Consider the following 19,006-nt stretch of genomic DNA (forward strand, 5'->3'; position numbering starts at 1 on the left):
CCGTGGCCGACGCCTGGTCGGCACGGTGCCCAGGACGGCGTCGGGGCGTTCCGGACGCGGTCACGGGCGGCTGCGATCCGCCCCCGCACGGGCATCCGGCGGTCAGCGGGTCAGCGCGCCAGAAGGTGCAGCTGGGCCGCCAGCGGGAGGTACTCGGGTCGCTCCGAGACCGCGCGCTCCAGCTCGACCAGGGCGGCGGTCGCCCCAGCCTCGAGGTCGAGCAGCGAGCCGGGGACCAGGTCGGCGAAGACGCGGACACCGTGGACCGCGCCGACCGCGAAGCCGGACCGTTCCAGCAGCTCGGTGGCCTCGGCCGCCGTGAAGCGGTGGCCGGCGCGGCCGTCTCGCGCCCCCACCGGGGCATCGAGCAACGTCAGCGCCTGGGTGAAGTGGCCGGCCATCGCCCGGGCCACCACGGCCGCGTGTCGCTGGGCGACGAGCAGGCTCAGCGTCCCGCCCGGGCGGAGCACCTGACGCAGGGTCGCCAGCGCGGCGACCGGATCGTCGACGACCTCGAGGACACCGTGGCACAGCACGACATCGGCACTCTGCGGCCCCACGGCGTCCAGCAGCGTCGCCAGGTCGCCCTGCTGCGCCGCGACCTCGACGTCGAGCTCGCGGGCCCGTCGGCTCAGCGCCGCGAGCGCATCGGGGCTCGGGTCGACCACGGTCACCCGGGCTCCGAGGCCGGCGACCCGGACCGCGAACCCGCCGGTGCCGCCGCCGATGTCGAGCACGTCGCCGCCGGCCTCGACGTACGGCCGAACGGCGTCCCAGACCACCGAGCTCCTGGCGGCGGTCCGCCGCTCGCTCGGGGGCTCGGTGGGCCGCGCGCTCTCGTTCATGCCTCCGACACTAGTGGCGCGAGGCCGGTGACGCGCGAGACCCGGCGCGTCACCCGGCGTGCATCACCCGGCGCGCATCACCTCCCCCGCGGCGAGCGGGGCATGCGGCACCAACCCCAGGGACCGCTCGACCACGGCGAGGAAGCGGTCGGCGTCGCGCACCAGGTCGTCGGCCTCCCGCGCGGCGACCGCCCGTGCCGAGCCGGCCTCGGCGGCGGCCCGCTTGGACGCACCGGCCGCGAAGAAGGTCGCCCACTCGCCGAGCTCGGGAGCGACCTCGGCGAGCAGCACCCACGCGTTCTTCTGTGGTCGGCGACCGCGGCGTGCCGATGGCCGGGCCCGGGCCGCCAAGAGCGCCGCCGCCGAGCGTAGCGCCGCGACGTGGGCGCAGGCGTAGCGCGTCGGGGGGTCCGTGGCCGCCACCGCCTCGCTCAGCGACTCCGCTGCGCGGGCGAGATAGGAGTGCGTGGTGGCGGGCAGGGCGTACGGGTTCATCGAGCACCTCATCTCCTCGACCCAGGACCGGCGACCCACTGTCGGTGCGACCGGGCATGCTGAGCCAGGCCCGGCCCGACGGGGACGGGGTCGAGGTCGTCCCCGCCGAGCCGGATCGAACATATGTTCGATCTGATGGCTACGCTACACCCCGGTGCCGACGGCCCGTCAAGGGCGCGAGATCAGGATCCGGCGCGGACGTCGCCGGAGCGGTCGGCCGCCCGCAGGTAGACGCCGGTGTCGCGATGCCACAGCGCGACCAGCACCGCCGCGTCGAGCACCAGGCTCACGATCGACAGCACCACGAACAGGGCGGGCGGTCCGATGCGCAGGGTCGCCAGCGTGCCGATCGCCAGCGCCGCCACCGTCACGGTGATCGCCACCCGTGCCCAGCCGTGCCGGGCCCGGAAGAACTCGAGCAGGACCGCCATCATCAGCGCGATCACCACGAGCATCACGACGATGACCGGCACGATGTCGGGAGGCTCCACGGAGCCGGCGTCGGGGCGACCGGCCTCCCACGCGTCGGTGAGCTCGGACTTGAAGACCATCGAGAGCCCGGCCGTGACCATCGACAGTACGACCAGCGCCCCGGTCAACCAGACCGCGGCCGTCACCGCCGTTGCTCGCCCCTGACTCATCCAGCTCCTCCTCCATCCCCGGCGCAGCACGCTGCCCTAGGGTCTCGACCATGAACTCCGAACACCCGACGATCACCCGGTTCCGCGACGACCACGCGCGACGAGGCGGCACCGGTGAGATCGTCATCCTGCCCGATTCGGTGCACACCGCGGCACTCGCGGCCGAGGCACTGGGGTGTGAGGTCGGTGCGATCGCCAACAGCCTGCTCTTCGACGCCGACGGGACGCCCGTACTCATTCTGACCTCGGGAGCCCATCGCGTCGACACGGTTGCGGCCGCGGCGCGCGTCGGGGTGAGCAAGCTCAAGCGGGCCTCGCCCGACTTCGTGCGCGAGCACACCGGGCAGGTCATCGGCGGGGTCTCCCCCATCGGGCATCCGGCCCCCGTGCCGACGTACCTCGACTCCTGGCTGCGGCGCTACGAGGTGGTCTGGGCGGCGGCCGGCCACCCGGCTGCGGTGTTCTCCACGACCTACGACGAGCTCGCGGCGATGACCGGCGCGCCGGAGATCGAGGTCGACTGATGGAGATCTGGCTCAACCCCGCCTGCTCGAAGTGCCGCACCGCCGTGGCCGAGCTCGACGCGGCCGGCGTCGCCTACACCGTACGGCGCTACCTCGACGAGCCACCGACGGCCGTCGAGCTCGCCGACGTCGTGGCCCGGCTCGGCCTGGAGCCCTGGGACATCGCGCGCGCCAAGGAGGCCCGCGAGGCCGGCATCGACCTGCCCCGCGACGCCGAGCACCGGGCGGACTGGCTCGAGGCGCTGGCGACGCACCCCCGGGCGATCCAGCGGCCGATCATCACCGCGGCCGACGGCACGACCGTCGTGGGCCGCGACCAGGAGTCGCTCGACCGCGTGCTCGGCGCCGAGGCCTGAGCCGGGGATGGCACGCGTCGTGGTCGTCGGCGGCGGGTTCGGCGGTCTCGCCGCCTCGCTGCGGCTCGCCAAGCTCGGCCACGACGTCACCCTGATCGAGCGAGCGGCGAGGCCCGGCGGGGCGCTGTCGGAGGTCCACGCGGGCGACTTCGCGTGGGACGCGGGCCCGACGTACACCCTGCTCCCCGCCGTCGTGCGCGACCTCTTCCGCAAGTCCGGGCGGCCGATCGAGCGGGAGCTGGAGCTGGTGCCGCTCGACCTCGTGCGGGAGCACCGCTTCGAGGACGGCACGTCCGTGCGGCTGTCGAGCGGCCGGGCGGCGCAGGTGGCCGCGTTCGACGGGCTCGGCCGCGGACTCGGTCAGCAGTGGGTGGACCACGTCGCGTCGTACGCCGACGACTGGGAGGTGCTGCGCCGTGGCTACCTGGAGAACCCGTGGGACCCGGCCGACCTGCCGCGCGACGTCGCCCGCCGGCTCGACGGTCGGGAGATGCTGGCCAGACGCCTGCGGAAGGCGTTCCGCGACGAGCGACTCCGGCTGGTCGCCGGGCATCCGTTCGTCGCCGAGGGTCACGAGCTGCGCAACGTGCCGGCCTGGGCCGGCATGACGGCGTACGTCGAGCAGCGCTTCGGTGCCTGGACCGTCGAGGGCGGGATGGCGCGGCTCGGCGACGCGCTGATCGCACGACTCGCCACCCGCAAGGTGCAGGTCCTGACCGACACCGAGGCCGACGACCTGCTGGTGCGCGACGGAAGGGTCGCCGCGGTCGCCACCCCTGCGGGCGAGGTCGACGCCGACGTCGTGGTCTGCGCCGTCGACCCGCGACGACTGCCGGCGCTGGCGGCGTACGTCGAGCGCACCATGCCCGCGATCCCGCCCTTCGTGGTGCACGTCGGCCTGTCGGGCGAGGCGCCGGACCTGCCGCACGAACTGGTGCTGCACGGTGACCCGACGCTCGTCGTCCGCACCGGCGGGCGCGCCCCGGAGGGTCACGCCGCCCTGACCGTGCACGGCCGCGGCAGCCTCTCCGAGGACATCCTGCGTGCCCTGGCGCGGCACCGGATCGACCTGCGGCCACAGGTCGTCGAACGGGTGGATGTCAGCCCGCGCGAGCAGGTCGAGCAGTGGGGCGGCTCGCCGATGGGCGTGCTCTGGCAGGGCCGGGGCACCACGCGGAGGCGACTCGGCCCGCGCACCCCCATCCCCGACGTGTACGCCGCCGGCGCCCATGCCACCCCGGGCGCCGGGCTCCCCTACGTGGGACTGTCCGCGGCGCTGGTGGCGGCGGAGGTGGGACCGGCGGGATAGTCCGTCACGTTCTGGTCGTCACTCCGGACGATCGGCAACCGGAACGTGACGGACTATCCCGATAATCGACCCACTCCGCCCCCGCACCTCGCGGGCCTGTGGATGACGGGAGCAGCGACGGCCGGATGCGGCGCACGATGCTGCGATGTTCGAGCCGTCGCCGTTCCACCCGAACCGACCGGAGATCGTCGCCCCGGTGCGGGTGGACGCTCGCGGTCTGGCGGGGCCCACCCAGGCCCAGGCGCGAGGGCGGGACTGGCGGCGGAGCTCGCGGGGGCTGTACGTCCCGAGCCGGATCGACGACGAGCGGGTCGAGCAGCGGATCGTCGAGGCGGCCGCCGTCCTGCCGACGTACGGCGGGGTCACCGGGTGGGCGATGCTGCGCTGGGCGGGTGACCGCTGGTTCGGCGGGCTCAACCACGACGGGACTCCTCGCGACGTCACGCTGGCCACCGCGGGCCTCCATGTCCGGCCCCAACCGGGCATCGCGGTGTGCCGGGAGAAGATCGCACCCGCCGACCTGACGGTGGTCGACGGACTGCGGACGACGACGGCCGTGCGGTCCGTCTGCTTCGAGATGAGGTACGCCCCGTCCCTGCTCGCAGCGGTCATCGCTCTCGACATGGCCGCGTACGCCGACCTGGTCTCGATCGAGGAGCTGGGTGCGTACGCCGATGAGCACTCGTCCTGGACCGGCATCCCCCGATGTCGCGACGCGATCCCGTACGCAGACGAGAACGCCTGGTCGCCGACGGAGGTCGAGATGCGCTGGGCCTGGACCGTCGAAGCCGGCTTCCCACGGCCGCTCTGCAACCGTCCCGTCTTCGATCGGTCGGGGCGACACATCGGCACCCCGGACCTGATCGACCCGGTGGCCGGGATCGTCGGCGAGTACGAAGGGTCGCTGCATCTGGTGGGCAAGCGACGCGCTCGCGATCTCGACCGGGAGTCCGCGTTCCGGGGAGTCGGCCTCGAGTACGTCACGATGGTCGCCGAGGACCGTCCGCACCCGGCCGCCTTCATCGAGCGACTGCGCGGGACCTACAGCCGTGCTCGGTACGAGCCCGGGGACGCGTGCCGATGGACCCTCGCGGCGCCGGCGCGGTGGGTCCCCACCGTCACCGTCGACCAGCGCCGTCGACTCGACGACGTCCAGCGACACCGGCTGCTGAGGTACCGCCGGGTGGGCTGAGGGTGCTCGGGCCGCGTGCATCGTCGGGATAGTCCGTCACGTTCTGGTCGTCGATCGGCCCGGTGGGCAACCAGAACGTGACGGACTATCGCAAATGGCGACGTCCTACACCGCCATGTTGAGCGCCGCGAAGATCTCGCGCGTCGCCTTGGAGCGGTTCAGCGTGTAGAAGTGCAGGCCGGGCGCGCCGCCGTCGAGCAGCTGCTCGCACAGCTCGGCCGCGAGGGCGACGCCCGCCGCGCGCATGGCGACCGGGTCGCCGTCGTGGGCCATGATCCGCTCGACCACGGAGCCGGGCACGTCGGTGCCGATCAGCTCGCTCTGGCGGCGGATGTTGCCGAGGTTCAGGATCGGCATGATGCCGGGCAGGATCGGCAGGTCCACACCGCGCGACCGGACCCGGTCGACGAGCGCGAAGTAGTCCTCGGCGCGGAAGAACATCTGGGTGACGGCGAACTCCGCACCCGCCCGGGCCTTCGCGACCAGCACGTCGGCGTCGTGGTCGAGCGACTCAGCCGAGGGGTGTCCTTCGGGGAACGCGGCCACGCCGATGCTGAAGTCGCCCCGGGCACGCACCAGGTCGACGAGGTCCTCGGCGTAGGTCAGCCCGCCGGCGGTCGGCGTCCAGGGCGCGCGGGGCCCCTCCTGGGGGTCGCCGCGGAGCACCATGACGTTGCGGATGCCGGCCTCGGAGTACGAGTCGAGGACGCCTTCGAGCTCCGCGCGGGTGTGCCCGACACAGGTCAGGTGGGCCATCGCCGTCATCGAGGTCTCCCGCGCGATCCGGCTCGTGACCCGCACCGTCGCGTCGCGCGTCGACCCGCCGGCGCCGTACGTCACCGAGACGAACGTCGGGCGGTAGGGCTCCAGCTCGCGGATCGCCTGCCAGAGCTGCTCCACGCCGGCGGCGTCGCGCGGCGGGAAGAACTCGAAGGAGAACGATCGCCCCCCGGACCGGACGAGGTCGCCGATCCCGGGCTGCTGCTGGTTCGCCATACGCAACAGTCTAGGAAGGGGACCGGCTCCGACCACATCGCGTCCACTGGCTAGTCTCCTCGGCGTGACGGCGAACGGGTGGGACAGCGGCGCGTTCCGCGCCCGGGTCCAGGCGGCACTCGACGAGTTCGTCGACGAGCGTGCCGCGCAGCTGACCCCGCTGGGACCCGACGCCGACCGGCTCGTGGCCGAGGCCCGCACCTCGATCAGCGGGGGCAAGCGGTTCCGCGCGTCCTTCTGCTACTGGGGCCACCGCGCGGTCGCGCCCGAGCCCGCCGACGAGGACGCCCTCGTGCGCGCCTGCGCGGCACTGGAGCTGCTGCATGCGAGCGCGCTCGTCCACGACGACCTCATGGACGCCTCCGACACCCGTCGCGGCCGGCCGGCCACCCACCGCGCGTTCGAGGCCGAGCACCGTACGGCGGGCTGGCCGGGCGACCACGCCCAGTACGGCGCGGCCGCGGCGATCCTGCTCGGCGACCTGCTGCTGAGCTGGGCCGACGAGCTGCTGCGCCGCTGCGGGCTCCCGATCACCCAGGTCGCGCCCGCGCTGGAGGTCTTCGACCGGTGCCGCTCCGAGGTGATCGCCGGGCAGTTCCTCGACGTGTCGGTGCAGGCCCGCGGCCGCGCCGACGTCGACCTCGCGATGACCGTGCTGCGCTACAAGTCGGCCAAGTACTCCATCGAGCGGCCGCTGCACATCGGCGCCGCACTCGCCGGGGCGACCTCGGACACCATGCGAGCCCTGTCGGAGTACGGCCTCCCGCTGGGTGAGGCGTTCCAGCTCCGCGACGACCTGCTCGGCGTCTTCGGCGACCCGGCGACCACGGGGAAGCCGGCCGGAGACGACCTGATCGAGGGCAAGCGCACCGTGCTGGTCGCGCTCGCCCTCGACGGCGCCCCGCCCGCCGACGCCACCCTGCTGGACCGCTCGCTCGGCACCGACCTCTCCCCCGACGACGTCGCCCGGCTGCGCGGGATCATCGACGCCTCCGGCGCCCACGCCCAGGTCGAGGCGGTCATCGACGAGCTCGCCGGCCGCGCCGTACGCGCCCTGGACCGGGCCGACATCGACGACCACGCCCGCGAGGTGCTGCGCGGGCTGGCCGACTCCGCCACGCGGCGGGCGGTCTGAGGGCGGTCTGGCCGGGTGGTTTCGAGGCTCAGGCGCTAGCGCGCCTTCGCACCTCAACCACCGAGACCACCGGTGGTTGAGGTGCGACGAGCGCCAGCGAGGAGCCTCGAAACCACCACCCTCCCACTCACCGGGTTTCGAGGCTCAGGCGCTAGCGCGCCTTCGCACCTCGACCACCGAGACCGGCTCAACCACCATCCTGGCTAGAGCAGTGCCTGGGCGCGGCGCTTGACCTCGGAGCCGCGGTTCTCGCGCAGCGCGTCGATCGGGCGGCCCGGGAGGTCGTCGTCGGTGAAGACCCAGGCGATGCACTCGCGGTCGTCGAAGCCCGCGTCGTGGAGCAGGGTGAGGAGACCCGGCAGGCCCTTGACCGGCAGCCCGTCCTGGAGGAAGTCGGCCGGGACCTGCTGGCCCGCGCCCGGCGACGGGACGGCCGCGGCCAGCTCGTGGTCGCGGATCATGGTGCGGACCTTGGCGACCGTCACGCCGAGCTGCTCGGCGGCGGCCGCCCAGTCGAGCCAGTCCGGCACGAGGACGGCGAGGTCGGCGTCGGCGAGGCTCCGGGAAGTGGTCATGCCGCCAGTCTCCCACCCGCATCCCGGCCGCTCCACGCCACGCCGGGCCGCCGCCCAACAGGCGGGCAACGGGGACCGTCCGTACGATTGAGGCTCCGGACCCTTCCCCGTCCGGTCCCAGGAGGGTCGCTGTGCAGCAAGACCGGCACGACGACCGGCGCGCCCGCGCGGGTGGCGCCGGCGCTGCCGCCGACCCCCTGACCGGGCGGGTGCTCGACGGCCGCTACCGGATCGGCTCGCGCATCGCCCGCGGCGGTATGGCCAGTGTCTACGAGGCCACCGACATCCGCCTCGACCGCACCGTCGCGGTCAAGGTGATGCACCCCGGGCTGGGCGACGACAACGAGTTCGCCGAGCGCTTCGTGCGCGAGGCCCGGGCCGCCGCACGCCTTTCCCACCCGAACGTCGTCGCCGTCTACGATCAAGGCGACGACCACGGCACCGTCTTCCTGGCGATGGAGCTGGTGTCCGGCCACACGCTGCGCGACGTCATCCGCAAGGAGAGCCCGATGCCGCCCGCGAAGGCGCTGGCGCTGCTCGAGCCCGTGCTCTCCGCGCTCGCCACCGCCCACCGGGCCGGCCTCATCCACCGCGACATCAAGCCCGAGAACGTCCTGATCTCCGACGACGGGCGGGTCAAGGTCGCCGACTTCGGCCTGGCCAAGGCGGTCAGCGCCGACACCCAGCACACCGCGACCGGCGGCGTGCTGATCGGCACCGTCTCCTACCTGGCACCCGAGCTCGTGGTCAACGGCCGCGCCGACGCCCGCGCCGACGTGTACGCCGCCGGCGTCGTGCTGTTCGAGATGCTCACCGGCGCCAAGCCCCACGAGGGCGAGACGCCGATCCAGGTCGCCTACCGCCACGTCCACGAGGATGTGCCGGCCCCATCTGCGACCGTGCCGGGTATCCCGGCGTACGTCGACGCACTGGTGGCCCGCGCCACCGCCCGCGACCGCGAGCTCCGGCCGGCCGACGCGGCCGTGCTGCTCCACCAGGTGCACCGGGTCAGCCACGCGCTCGCCGAGGGGGTCGTCGACGACCCGGACCTGACCACGGACCTCACCCCGCTGCGGGCCAGGCTCGAGGCGGCCGAGGCGCCGACCACGGAGGACACCGCGCCCGACCCGCTCGGCGGACCCTTCCAGCCCGGGCAGGTGCTCGCGACCATCCCGGCCGCCGCCGACGCCGACCTGACCGCGCCGCTGCGCACCCTCGACCCGCAGCCGGCCCAAGCCGCGCCCCGCACCCGGACGACGCCGCCCGTGCCGCCCGCGGGACGCGCACAGCCGCCCGGCGCGGACGGCGCCCGACCGCCCGGTCGCCGACGCTCCCGCAAGGGACCCCTGCTCCTGATCGTCGCACTGCTGCTGGTGATCGGCGGCGGCACGGCGGCGTGGTGGTTCATCGACGGGCGCTACACGACGACCCCGGGCGTGCTCGGGATGACCCAGAGCGGTGCCCAGGACGCGCTCGAGTCGGCGGGGCTGGAGGCCGAGTTCGGCGACGAGGCCTACTCCGAGACGGTCGCGGCCGGCCGGATCGTCTCCACCGACCCCGAGCCGGGCGCGAAGGTGCTCGACGGCGGCACCGTCTCGGTGGTGATCTCGCTGGGCAAGGAGCGCTACGACGTACCCAAGCTCAAGGGCAGGTCCGAGGACGCCGCGCAGGACGCGCTGCTCGCCACCCACCTCGGCTACGGCAGGTCGATCGAGAAGTGGTCGGACAGCGTGCCGGCCGGCGAGGTGATCAGCAGCGACCCCAAGGCCGGGACGACGCTGCGCCCCGACTCCCCCGTCGACCTCGTGGTCAGCAAGGGGCCGAAGCCGGTCGACCTCAAGGACTGGGTCGGCAAGAGCGTCGACAAGGCCATGGAGTGGCTCGCGAAGAAGGGCCTCACCGGCAAGGTCGCCAGTGAGGAGTACTCCAACGACGTCCCCGACGGCGCCGTCATCTCGATGGACCCCCAGGGCGGCACGACCGTCCACCGCGGCGACCAGGTGTCGTTCGTGGTGTCCAAGGGTCCCGAGCTGGTCGAGGTGCCGTCGGTGCGCGGCGCGGGCGTCGACGCGGCCCGCGCGAAGCTCGAGGGCCTCGGCTTCGACGTCCGGACCGAGGACGCCGCGGGGTCGCTCGGCCTCGGCTTCGTGTGGTCGCAGTCCCCCGGGGCGGGCGAGATGGTGCCGCCCGGCACCACGATCACCCTGTCGCTGATCTGAGCCGGCGCTGGTTCGCCCCACGGCCGCCGGTAGGTTGTGCCGGTGTCCGCCCCCACCCCTCTCGATCCGGTACGCCGCAACCCGATCGGCACCCACGTCCTGGTCGGCAAGGGCCTCGTCGACGGCGCCGTCGCGAACGCCGACCTGGTCGGCTGCGAGACGTTTCAGGTCTTCGTGGGCAACCCGCGCGGCTGGGCGCTCACCGAGGGCAAGCCCGCCGAGGACACGCGGTTCCGCGACCTCATGGCCGAGCGGAGCACCCGGGTCTTCATCCACGCCCCCTACCTGGTCAACCTCGGCTCGCCGACGCCCACGACGTACGAGCGTTCGGTGGCCTCGGTCGCCCACAACCTCAAGCGGGCCGCCGAGATCGGCGCCGAGGGCGTCGTGGTGCACACCGGCTCCTTCGTCGACCCGAGCGAGGGCGACAGCACGGCGCGGTACGACGCGGCGATGGCCCAGGTGCGCGAGGCGCTGCTCCCGATGCTGGACGCCGTGGCGGCCGACGACGCGCCGTGGCTGCTGCTCGAGCCGACCGCGGGGCAGGGGCGTTCGCTGTGCGCGGGCGTCGAGGACCTCGCGCCGTACCTCGACGCGCTCGACCACCACCCCAAGGCCGGCATCTGCCTCGACACCTGCCACGTGTTCGCGGCCGGCGCGCCGCTCGACGAGCTCGGCGGTACCACCACCACCGTCGACCGCGTCGTCGAGATCGGCGGCCCGAGCCGGCTGCGGCTGATCCACGCGAACGACTCGATGGACGTGCGCGGCGCGTTCAAGGACCGCCACCAGCGCATCGGCGAGGGCCACATCGGCGAGGGCGCCTTCACCGAGCTCTTCGCGCACCCGGCCACCGAGGGGGTGCCCTTCATCCTCGAGACGCCGGACTCACGCACCGCGGACAACCGCGACATCCCGCTGCTCAAGCGGCTGCGCGCGCAGGCCGCGCCGTGACCCAGAGCCGTCGTACGACCCTGCTGGCCACCGCGGCGCTGCTGAGTGTGACGGCCTGCTGGGGCAGCACGTTCTTCCTGATCCGCGACCTGCTCGACCGGATCCCGACGGTCGACTTCCTCGCGCTGCGCTTCTCGATCGCGGCCGTCCTGCTGCTCGTGGTCGCCCCGAAGGCGCTGCTGCGGCTCTCCCCCGCGACCCGCCGCCAGGCGATGGTGCTCGGCGCGCTCTACGGCGTCGCGCAGATCCTGCAGACCGCGGGGCTCGCGCAGACGCCGGCGAGCGTGTCCGGATTCATCACGGGCATGTACGTCGTGGCGACGCCGCTCTTCGCCGCCGTACTGCTGCACAACCGGATCACCCGGACCACCTGGCTCGCGGTGCTCCTCGCCTTCTGCGGCCTGGCGGTGCTCTCGCTCGACGGGCTCTCGATCGGGTACGGCGAGGCGATCACGTTCCTGGCCGCGCTGCTCTACGCGCTGCACATCGTCGGGCTCGGCGCCTGGTCGAACGCCCGCGACGCCCTCGGCATGTCGATCCTCCAGGTCGTGGTGGTCGCGGTGATCTGCCTGGTCGCCAGCGCGCCGCACGGGATCGTGCTGCCCGACACCGGCCGGGACTGGCTGTCGGTCGTCTACATGGCCGTCTTCCCGGCCGCCCTCGCGCTGCTCGCCCAGACCTGGGCCCAGGCACACCTGACCGCGACGCGGGCGGCGATCGTGATGAGCATGGAGCCGGTGTTCGCGGCGCTCTTCGCGGTGCTGTTCGGCGGCGAGTCGCTGACGCTGCGGATGCTCACCGGCGGCGTCCTCGTGCTCGCGGCGATGCTGATCGTGGAGATCGGTCCGCGGCGCAAGGTCGAGGGCGAGGTGCCCCATATCGCGGTCTGATCTCGGGTCGGCACAGGGGCGAGACTTGAACCTCCCGGCCCCGTCCGCATGCCGAAAACCAGCGGCCCGACCCGGGGAGGGTCGTCTACGCTCCTCGACATGGCCTCGACCTATTTCTTCGGACACCTGCCGGGAGCACCCGTGCGGGCCGTCCCGATGTAGGCAGCCAGCACACACCAAACGCCCCGGCCACCCGCGGGGCGTTGCGCATCTCTGGCCCCGACGACGTGGCCGCTCATCGAGAAAGAGAACCAGCATGGTCGTCGTGATGTCCCCCGATGCCACCGACGAGGACATCGCCCGCGTCGTCGCCCGCGTCGAGAGTGTCGGCGGGGAGGCCAACGTCAGCAAGGGCGTCGTCCGCACGATCATCGGGTTGGTCGGAGACATCGACTCCTTCCACCACCTGAACCTGCGCACGCTGCCGGGTGTCGCCGACGTGCACCGCATCTCCGACCCGTACAAGCTCGTCAGCCGCCAGCACCACCACGACCGGTCGACGGTCTGGGTCGGGCGGCCCGGCCGGCAGGTGCCGATCGGCCCCGAGACGGTCACGTTCATCGCCGGCCCGTGCGCCGTCGAGTCGCCCCAGCAGACGCTGGAGGCCGCCCAGATGGCGCGGTCCGCCGGCGCGACGATCCTGCGCGGCGGCGCCTACAAGCCGCGCACCTCGCCGTACGCCTTCCAGGGCCTCGGCGTGAAGGGCCTCGAGATCCTCGCCGACGTGCGGGAGGCGACCGGGCTGCCGATCGTGACCGAGGTCGTCGACGCGCGCGACGTCGGCGTGGTGGCGGAGTACGCCGACATGCTCCAGATCGGCACCCGCAACATGGCGAACTTCGGGCTGCTCCAGGCCGCCGGCGAGTCCGGCCGGCCGGTGCTGCTCAAGCGCGGCATGACCGCGACCATCGAGGAGTGGCTGATGGCGGCGGAGTACATCGCCCAACGCGGCAACCTCGACATCGTCCTGTGCGAGCGCGGCATCCGCACCTTCGAGCCGGCCACCCGCAACACCCTCGACATCTCCGCGGTGCCGATCGTGCAGGCCGCCAGCCACCTGCCGGTCATCGTGGACCCGTCGCACGCGGCCGGCCGCAAGGACCTGGTCGTCCCGCTCTCCCGGGCGGCGATCGCGGTCGGCGCCGACGGCGTGATCGTCGACGTACACCCTCAGCCCGAGGTCGCCCTGTGCGACGGACCGCAGGCGCTGGAGGGCGCCGAGCTGCGCGAGCTGGCCCAGGCGGTCCGCCGGCTGCCCGCGCTGGTCGGCCGCGTGGCCGCGCAGGCGCCCATGCCCGCGGTCTGACTCCTGTCCGACCCGTCGTCTAACCTGGCGCCCGGGCCACGAGCCCGGAGGAGAGCGATGGATCACTGCGCCAAGTGCGGCTACGAGCTCGGCGTCGGGCGTTACTGCACCAACTGCGGTCACCCCGTCGACGCCGAGCCGACGTGGCGCACCGACACCGCCGAGCGGCCCCGGGTCGCCCCGGCCACGCCTCCGCCGGACGAGCCGCCACCACCGGCCTGGACCCCACCTCCACCGGCCCGGTTCCCGCTGTACGCCGACGAGGCCGACCCCGCCGAGCAGACGATGCACGCCGCGCCGGTGGCTCCTACCGCGAGCCACCGGCGCCGGCCGTGGGGGCTGTGGGTGGCCGGCGCCGCCGTGCTGCTGCTGGTCGCGATGGTCGGCGTCCTGCTGGTCGTCGGCGGCGACGACCCGTCGTCGACCGTCGAGGAGCCCGCGTCGGGTGCCACGAGCGACACGGGCGACGGCGGGGGCAGCGGCGTGGGCAATCTCGCGTCGGCGGCGTCCGTGAGCGTGCCGGCCACGGCCGGGCCCGGGCAGGACGTCGACGGCAAGCCGGTCGCCTACGACGGCGAGAACATGCTCGACGGCGTCCCCGAGACCGCGTGGCGGATGCCCGGCGACGGCACCGGTGCCGAGATCGTCGTGACGCTGACCGAGGAGTCCCGGCTGAGGTCGGTGGGACTGATCAACGGCTACGCGAAGTCGGCGGCCGACCGGGACTGGTACCACGGCAACCGGCGCATCGAGCAGGTCGAGTGGGCCTTCGACGACGGCACCACCGTCACCCAGGAGCTCGGCGACAGCACGGGCGTCCAGTCGGTCGACGTCGACGTCTCGACGACCACGGTCACGCTCCGGCTGCTCGCCGTGTCGAAGCCGGGAAGCGGGCCGTCCGCGCGCGACTTCACCGCGATCAGCGACCTGTCACTGGTGGGCACCAGCTAGCCGGCCGCGCCACGGCATCGGCTCGTCGACCAGGATGTCCCGCCGCCGCAGGGCGTGGACCACCACGGCCGCGATCAGCACCCCGATCGTCCCGAGCGTCAGGTCGCCGAGCGTGTCGGCGTACGCCTCGATGTGCTTGCCCGCGATCCGCAGGAAGGCGATGTACTCCGCGACCTCCCACGCCACGGCCGCGGTCACCCCGAAGGCGAGCGCGCGCTCGATGGTCTCGCCGAGTCCCGCGGTCCGCGGCAGGGTCAGCAGCACGAACGCTGCGGCCAGGATGCCGGTGTTCAGCAGGTGCATCAGGTCGTCGAACCAGCGGATCGTGTCGTAGAGGTTCAGCCGGTTGCCCAGCACGTCGCTGAAGCAGGTCAGCGTCACCAGCAGGTCCGCCAGCCATGGGTACGACGCGCGGCCGCGCCACCACGCCGTCCAGGCCAGGGGCAGGGCGAAGGCCAGCAGCGGGTAGCCGATCGCTCGCGCCATCGCGCCCTTGCCGCGCAGATGCCCGAGGTCGGGATAGGTGATGGCCACCCAGAGCAGCAGGAGGAGCCCGGCCTTGGCGGCGACGTCGAGGGTCCGGACGATGCCGGGTGTCTCGTCTCGGGACGCCACAGCATCGGTCACCCGATGACTCTACGTCACCATGAACGCCGCCGAGCGGGCACGATCATCGTGCCCCGCACTCCCGCGGTCGTGCCCTACCGTGATCCATACGGCCTCGCGCACGGGTATCGCGCAAGGTCTCGGGCAAGGTCTCGGGGAAGGTCTCGGGCAAGGGAGGGCCGGATGGAGGTGGCGTCGGACGGCGGGGAGCTGTGGCGCCTGACCCTGCAGTACTCGCCGGTCGGGATGACGCTGGTCGGCCTCGACGGGCGCCTGCTGATGGTCAACCACGCGCTGTGCGAGATGCTGGGCTACGACGCCGAGGAGCTGTCCCAGCGGGGCTTCCAGGAGATCACCCACCCCGAGGACCTCGACACCGACCTGGAGCACTTCGAGTTGGCACTGAACGGCGTGATCGACTCGTACCGACTGCGCAAGCGCTACCTGCACTCCGACGGGCACCCGGTGTGGGGCGATCTCTCCGTCGCGCTGGTGCGCGACGCCGGCGGCGAACCGCTGCACTTCGTCTCGCAGATCCTCGACGTGAGCGAGCAGCACGAGTACGAGCAGCGGCTGCGCGAGACCAACGAGGAGCTCCAGCACGAGCGCCAGGCGCTCTCGGCGATCTTCGACACCGTGAACGTCGGGCTGCTGCTCATCGACCAGGACGGCCGCTACGAGCGGATGAACCGGCGGCACCAGGAGACCATGCAGCTGCCCTTCCCCGAGGGGCACGCGGGCGAGGCCGGCCAGCTCGGGCACGTGTACCTCCCCGACGGGCGGCTGATGACCAGCGAGGACATGCCGTCGTACCGCGCGGCCCGTGGCGAGGAGTTCGACGACTACACCTACTGGGTCGGCGACGACCCGGGCGACCGCGCGGCGTTCTCCGCCTCCGCCCGGCAGGTGCGCGGGCCGGCGGGCGAGCACCTCGGCGCCGCCCTCGCCTACCAGGAGATCACCGACCTGATGCGGGCGATGCGCGTGAAGGACCAGTTCGTGTCGTCGGTGTCGCACGAGCTGCGCACCCCGCTGACGACCGTGCTCGGCTACCTCGAGCTGCTCTCCGACCGGACCGACCTGCCCGTGGACGCGGCCGGCCAGATCGAGATCGCGCAACGCAACACCCAGCGGCTGCTGGCCCTGGTCTCCGACGTGCTCGACGTGGCCCGCGCCGGCGCCGGCCACCTGGTGCTGACCCGGACGGCGACCGATCTGACCGCGCTCGTGCGCGAGGCGGTCGAGACCTCGGCTCCGATGGCCCGGCGGAGCGGGGTGAGCCTGCGCGCCGACGCCCCCGACCGGCTGGTCGCCGTCGTCGACGGCAGCCGGATGCGCCAGGTCGTCGACAACCTCGTCTCGAACGCCGTGAAGTACAGCGAGCGCGGCGACGCCGTGACGGTCTCGCTGCGCCGGGTCGACGGGGCGATCGAGCTCGACGTGGCCGACACCGGCATCGGCATCCCGCCCGACGAGGTCGACCTCGTCTGCGACCCGTTCTTCCGCGGCGGGAAGGTCGTCGAGCGACAGATCTCCGGCACCGGACTCGGCCTCAACATCGTCAAGTCGATCGTCGCCGCCCATGGCGGCACGATCTCCCTCGAGAGCGAGCTCGGCCGGGGCAGCACGTTCCGCGTCGTGGTGCCGGCCGGGTGAGGCTGGTTGCGGGTGGCTCGGGGCGCGGCGGGCGGGCGGGCGGGCGTTTCATCAAGGGATGAGGGCCGAGCCGCGCATCCCTGGCTGAACTCACCTGGGGAGGCGCCACTCCACCGTCATCCCTTGATGCCCCCGCGGGCGGGCGGGCGTTTCACCAAGGGATGAGGGCCGAGCCGCGCATCCCTGGCTGAACTCACCTGGGGAGGCGCCACTCCACCGTCATCCCTTGATGAAGCATCCCCTCCCGGGGCGACGAGGCGCCGCGCCTAAAGCCGGGCGAGAACGGCGGCGGCCTTCTCGGCGTCGTCGCGGCTGACGTCGAGATGGGTCACCAGGCGGACGGCGGTGGGGCCGACCGCGGAGACCAGCACACCCTGTTCCGCAGCGGCTGCCACGAACGCCGCGGCGTCGGAGCGCTGCGCGACCACGATGTTGGTGTCGACGGTCGCCGGGTCGACGCCGCAGGCCTCGGCGAGCACCCGGGCGTGGGCGTGGTCGTCGGCGAGCCGCTCGACGTGGTGGTCGAGCGCGTGCAGTCCGGCGGCGGCCAGGATGCCCGCCTGGCGCATCCCGCCGCCCATCCGCTTGCGCCATACCCGCGCCTCGGCGATCGCGTCGCGGCTGCCGACCATGAGCGAGCCGACCGGCGCGCCGAGTCCCTTGGACAGGCAGACCGCCAGCACGTCGGCGACCGCGCCGTACTCGACGAGCGGCGTGCCGGTCGCGACGTGCGCGTTCCAGATGCGCGCGCCGTCCATGTGGACGCCGACCCCCACACCGGTGGCGTACTCGCGCAGGTCGCGGAGATCCTGGAGCGGCAGCACCGCTCCCCCGGCGAAGTTGTGCGTGTTCTCGACCGAGATCGCGGTGGTCGCCACGAAGAACGGGCCCATGTCGGGCGCGAAGATCGACCGGATCGTCGGCAGGTCGACCTGGCCCCGCGGGTGGATCCAGGTCCGCATCGTCAGGCCGGTGTAGGCGCCGTGTGCACCCAGCTCGGCACGAGCGATGTGGGCGCTCGCCTCGCAGAGCACCTCCTGACCGGCGGCGACGAGGGAGCGTACGGCGAGCACGTTGGCCATCGAGCCGGTCGGGGTGAACAGCGCCGCCTCGTGACCGAACAGTCCCGCGACCCGCTCCTCCAACCGGATCACCGTCGGGTCCTCGCCGTACACGTCGTCACCCACCTCCGCCCGGGCCATCGCGGCGCGCATCTCGTCGGTGGGCTTGGTGAGGGTGTCGGAGCGCAGGTCGATCACGCAGCAATCCTGCCAGCCGGCCGATCGGCGCCGGTCGACACCATGCCGCTGGGGCCGATGTCGCATGTAACGCCGGGTTATCGGCTGTTCCCACCAGGTTGCAGCATGGTGGGAACAGCGAGTAACCCGGCGTTACATGCGATCACGCGCAGCGAACGACCGGCCCGGCGACGCCGTCACCCCTGCCGCGCGCCCTGCTCGGGACCGGCGGCCTCGGGGATCGGCCGGGCAGCATCGACGAGGTAGGCGGCCTCGATGTGCAGCGCCTGGGCGAGGACGATGATCGTGTCGAGCCGGGGGTTGCCCGGCCCGTGGCGACCGGTGACCGGGTCGCGGGCGTTGTTGCGGCAGTGCTCGATGTTCTGGATCTGGTTGCGGCTGAGGCCGGTGCGGCCGGCGAGCTCGTCCTGGCTGAGTCCCAGGGCCTCGCGGGCCGCCCGCACCTTGAGTCCGAGCAACCTCGCGACCTCGCCGGAGTCGTGGGCGATGCTCCTGGCCGACATGCACCCACCCTGCCGGTGACCCCACCGTCGGGCCGCCATACCTGTTTGGCCAATCGAGCGGTGCGCGCCTCAGGCCGGAGCGTCCGGAGACTCGGGCTCGGGCTCCGGCTCCGGCTCCGGCTCGGGGGCAGCCTGGGTCGGGTCCACGAGGTAGGTGACGTCGATATCGAGGACCTCGGCGAGGATGAAGATCGTGTCGAGCCGAGGGTTGCCGGGCCCGGGACGCCCAGTCACCGGATCACGCGTGTTGTTGCGGCAGTGCTCGATGTTCTGGATCTGGTTGCGGCTGATGCCGGTACGGCCGGCCAGCTCGTCCTGGCTGAATCCGCGGGCCTCCCGAGCGGCCCTCACCTTGCGACCCAGTAGCCTGGCGGCATCCTCGTAGTTGCGCGCAACTCTCCTCTCCGACACGCGCTCACCCTGTCGGTCATCAGCCTCGGAGACCGCCAAATATGTTGGGTATCCAGGGTGAGATTGGTCGCTCTTCTCCGGTCGGGTCGCCGTGGTGGTTTCGAGGCTCAGGCGCTAGCGCGCCTTCGCACCTCAACCACCGCCTGCCACGGTGGTTGAGGTACGACGAGCGCCAGCGAGGAG

At 73.0% G+C, this 19,006-nt stretch carries 20 protein-coding genes; 11 read left to right on the forward strand and 9 right to left on the reverse strand.

What is annotated here, in order from left to right:
* Positions 1-110: 110 nt before the first annotated feature.
* The 3 genes from FHU40_RS00720 to FHU40_RS00730 all read right to left on the reverse strand — a co-directional run bounded on the left by FHU40_RS00720 (position 111) and on the right by FHU40_RS00730 (position 1,981).
* On the reverse strand, positions 111-845 hold the full coding sequence (locus tag FHU40_RS00720; protein WP_183590387.1) for a methyltransferase: 735 nt from the start codon (positions 843-845) through the stop codon (positions 111-113).
* A 63-nt stretch (positions 846-908) separates the two neighbouring features.
* Positions 909-1,340, reverse strand: a complete 432-nt coding sequence (locus FHU40_RS00725) for an SAV_6107 family HEPN domain-containing protein (protein WP_183590388.1) — start codon at positions 1,338-1,340, stop codon at positions 909-911.
* A gap of 182 nt (positions 1,341-1,522) precedes the next feature.
* Positions 1,523-1,981, reverse strand: a complete 459-nt coding sequence (locus FHU40_RS00730; protein ID WP_183590389.1) for a hypothetical protein — start codon at positions 1,979-1,981, stop codon at positions 1,523-1,525.
* A gap of 50 nt (positions 1,982-2,031) precedes the next feature.
* Here FHU40_RS00730 and FHU40_RS00735 point away from each other — a divergent pair, with 50 nt between their 5' ends.
* The 4 genes from FHU40_RS00735 to FHU40_RS00750 all read left to right on the forward strand — a co-directional run bounded on the left by FHU40_RS00735 (position 2,032) and on the right by FHU40_RS00750 (position 5,362).
* Entirely contained in the window at positions 2,032-2,505 is a 474-nt protein-coding gene (locus FHU40_RS00735) for a YbaK/EbsC family protein (RefSeq protein ID WP_183590390.1), read from the forward strand.
* Positions 2,505-2,861, forward strand: coding sequence for an ArsC/Spx/MgsR family protein (locus tag FHU40_RS00740; RefSeq protein WP_183590391.1), 357 nt, complete (start codon positions 2,505-2,507; stop codon positions 2,859-2,861). The genes FHU40_RS00735 and FHU40_RS00740 overlap by 1 nt, the downstream gene beginning before the upstream one ends.
* Positions 2,862-2,868: 7 nt before the next feature.
* Positions 2,869-4,170 (forward strand): phytoene desaturase family protein, encoded by a 1,302-nt coding sequence (locus FHU40_RS00745; protein ID WP_183590392.1) that lies wholly within the window; start codon positions 2,869-2,871, stop codon positions 4,168-4,170.
* Between the two features lie 145 nt (positions 4,171-4,315).
* Positions 4,316-5,362, forward strand: a complete 1,047-nt coding sequence (locus FHU40_RS00750) for a hypothetical protein (RefSeq protein ID WP_183590393.1) — start codon at positions 4,316-4,318, stop codon at positions 5,360-5,362.
* Between the two features lie 105 nt (positions 5,363-5,467).
* Here the strand turns inward: FHU40_RS00750 and metF are convergent, their stop codons facing one another.
* The gene (gene metF / locus FHU40_RS00755; protein ID WP_183590394.1) at positions 5,468-6,358 is read right to left on the reverse strand and encodes a methylenetetrahydrofolate reductase [NAD(P)H]; all 891 of its coding nucleotides are present in this window, start codon (positions 6,356-6,358) and stop codon (positions 5,468-5,470) included.
* Between the two features lie 64 nt (positions 6,359-6,422).
* Here metF and FHU40_RS00760 point away from each other — a divergent pair, with 64 nt between their 5' ends.
* Positions 6,423-7,493 carry a polyprenyl synthetase family protein gene (locus tag FHU40_RS00760; protein ID WP_183590395.1) on the forward strand — a complete coding sequence of 357 codons (1,071 nt, stop codon included), beginning with the start codon at positions 6,423-6,425 and terminating at the stop codon, positions 7,491-7,493.
* 203 nt (positions 7,494-7,696) lie between these two features.
* On the opposite strand, the gene FHU40_RS00765 is transcribed toward FHU40_RS00760, so the two are convergent.
* Positions 7,697-8,068, reverse strand: coding sequence for an Rv2175c family DNA-binding protein (locus tag FHU40_RS00765; protein WP_183590396.1), 372 nt, complete (start codon positions 8,066-8,068; stop codon positions 7,697-7,699).
* Positions 8,069-8,199: 131 nt separating this feature from the next.
* Between FHU40_RS00765 and pknB the strand changes: the two genes are divergently transcribed.
* The 5 genes from pknB (at position 8,200) to FHU40_RS00790 (ending at position 14,388) form a co-directional block, all read left to right on the forward strand.
* Complete coding sequence (gene pknB / locus FHU40_RS00770; RefSeq protein ID WP_343057649.1) at positions 8,200-10,287, forward strand: Stk1 family PASTA domain-containing Ser/Thr kinase; 2,088 nt, start codon at positions 8,200-8,202, stop codon at positions 10,285-10,287.
* Between the two features lie 42 nt (positions 10,288-10,329).
* A complete protein-coding gene (locus tag FHU40_RS00775; protein WP_183590397.1) occupies positions 10,330-11,241 on the forward strand; it encodes a deoxyribonuclease IV in 912 nt (303 codons plus the stop codon).
* Positions 11,238-12,131 carry an EamA family transporter gene (locus FHU40_RS00780; protein WP_183590398.1) on the forward strand — a complete coding sequence of 298 codons (894 nt, stop codon included), beginning with the start codon at positions 11,238-11,240 and terminating at the stop codon, positions 12,129-12,131. Before FHU40_RS00775 ends, FHU40_RS00780 begins: the two co-directional genes overlap by 4 nt.
* 268 nt (positions 12,132-12,399) lie before the next feature.
* The gene (gene aroF / locus FHU40_RS00785) at positions 12,400-13,437 is read left to right on the forward strand and encodes a 3-deoxy-7-phosphoheptulonate synthase (protein WP_246390062.1); all 1,038 of its coding nucleotides are present in this window, start codon (positions 12,400-12,402) and stop codon (positions 13,435-13,437) included.
* 57 nt (positions 13,438-13,494) lie between these two features.
* The gene (locus FHU40_RS00790) at positions 13,495-14,388 is read left to right on the forward strand and encodes a zinc ribbon domain-containing protein (RefSeq protein ID WP_183590400.1); all 894 of its coding nucleotides are present in this window, start codon (positions 13,495-13,497) and stop codon (positions 14,386-14,388) included.
* Here FHU40_RS00790 and FHU40_RS00795 read toward each other — a convergent pair.
* On the reverse strand, positions 14,368-15,015 hold the full coding sequence (locus FHU40_RS00795; RefSeq protein ID WP_183590401.1) for a DUF2238 domain-containing protein: 648 nt from the start codon (positions 15,013-15,015) through the stop codon (positions 14,368-14,370). The genes FHU40_RS00790 and FHU40_RS00795 overlap by 21 nt on opposite strands.
* A 162-nt stretch (positions 15,016-15,177) precedes the next feature.
* Here FHU40_RS00795 and FHU40_RS00800 point away from each other — a divergent pair, with 162 nt between their 5' ends.
* The gene (locus FHU40_RS00800) at positions 15,178-16,650 is read left to right on the forward strand and encodes a PAS domain-containing sensor histidine kinase (protein WP_183590402.1); all 1,473 of its coding nucleotides are present in this window, start codon (positions 15,178-15,180) and stop codon (positions 16,648-16,650) included.
* 266 nt (positions 16,651-16,916) lie between these two features.
* Here FHU40_RS00800 and FHU40_RS00805 read toward each other — a convergent pair whose 3' ends face one another.
* From FHU40_RS00805 to FHU40_RS00815, 3 genes are all read right to left on the reverse strand, one after another.
* A complete protein-coding gene (locus FHU40_RS00805) occupies positions 16,917-17,909 on the reverse strand; it encodes a threonine aldolase family protein (protein ID WP_183590403.1) in 993 nt (330 codons plus the stop codon).
* A gap of 176 nt (positions 17,910-18,085) precedes the next feature.
* Positions 18,086-18,412, reverse strand: coding sequence for a helix-turn-helix domain-containing protein (locus FHU40_RS00810; RefSeq protein WP_183590404.1), 327 nt, complete (start codon positions 18,410-18,412; stop codon positions 18,086-18,088).
* 69 nt (positions 18,413-18,481) lie between these two features.
* Positions 18,482-18,862, reverse strand: a complete 381-nt coding sequence (locus tag FHU40_RS00815) for a helix-turn-helix domain-containing protein (RefSeq protein ID WP_183590405.1) — start codon at positions 18,860-18,862, stop codon at positions 18,482-18,484.
* Positions 18,863-19,006: the final 144 nt, after the last annotated feature.

Origin of the sequence: Nocardioides soli (assembly GCF_014191495.1) — a bacterium.
Lineage (GTDB): Bacteria > Actinomycetota > Actinomycetes > Propionibacteriales > Nocardioidaceae > Nocardioides > Nocardioides soli.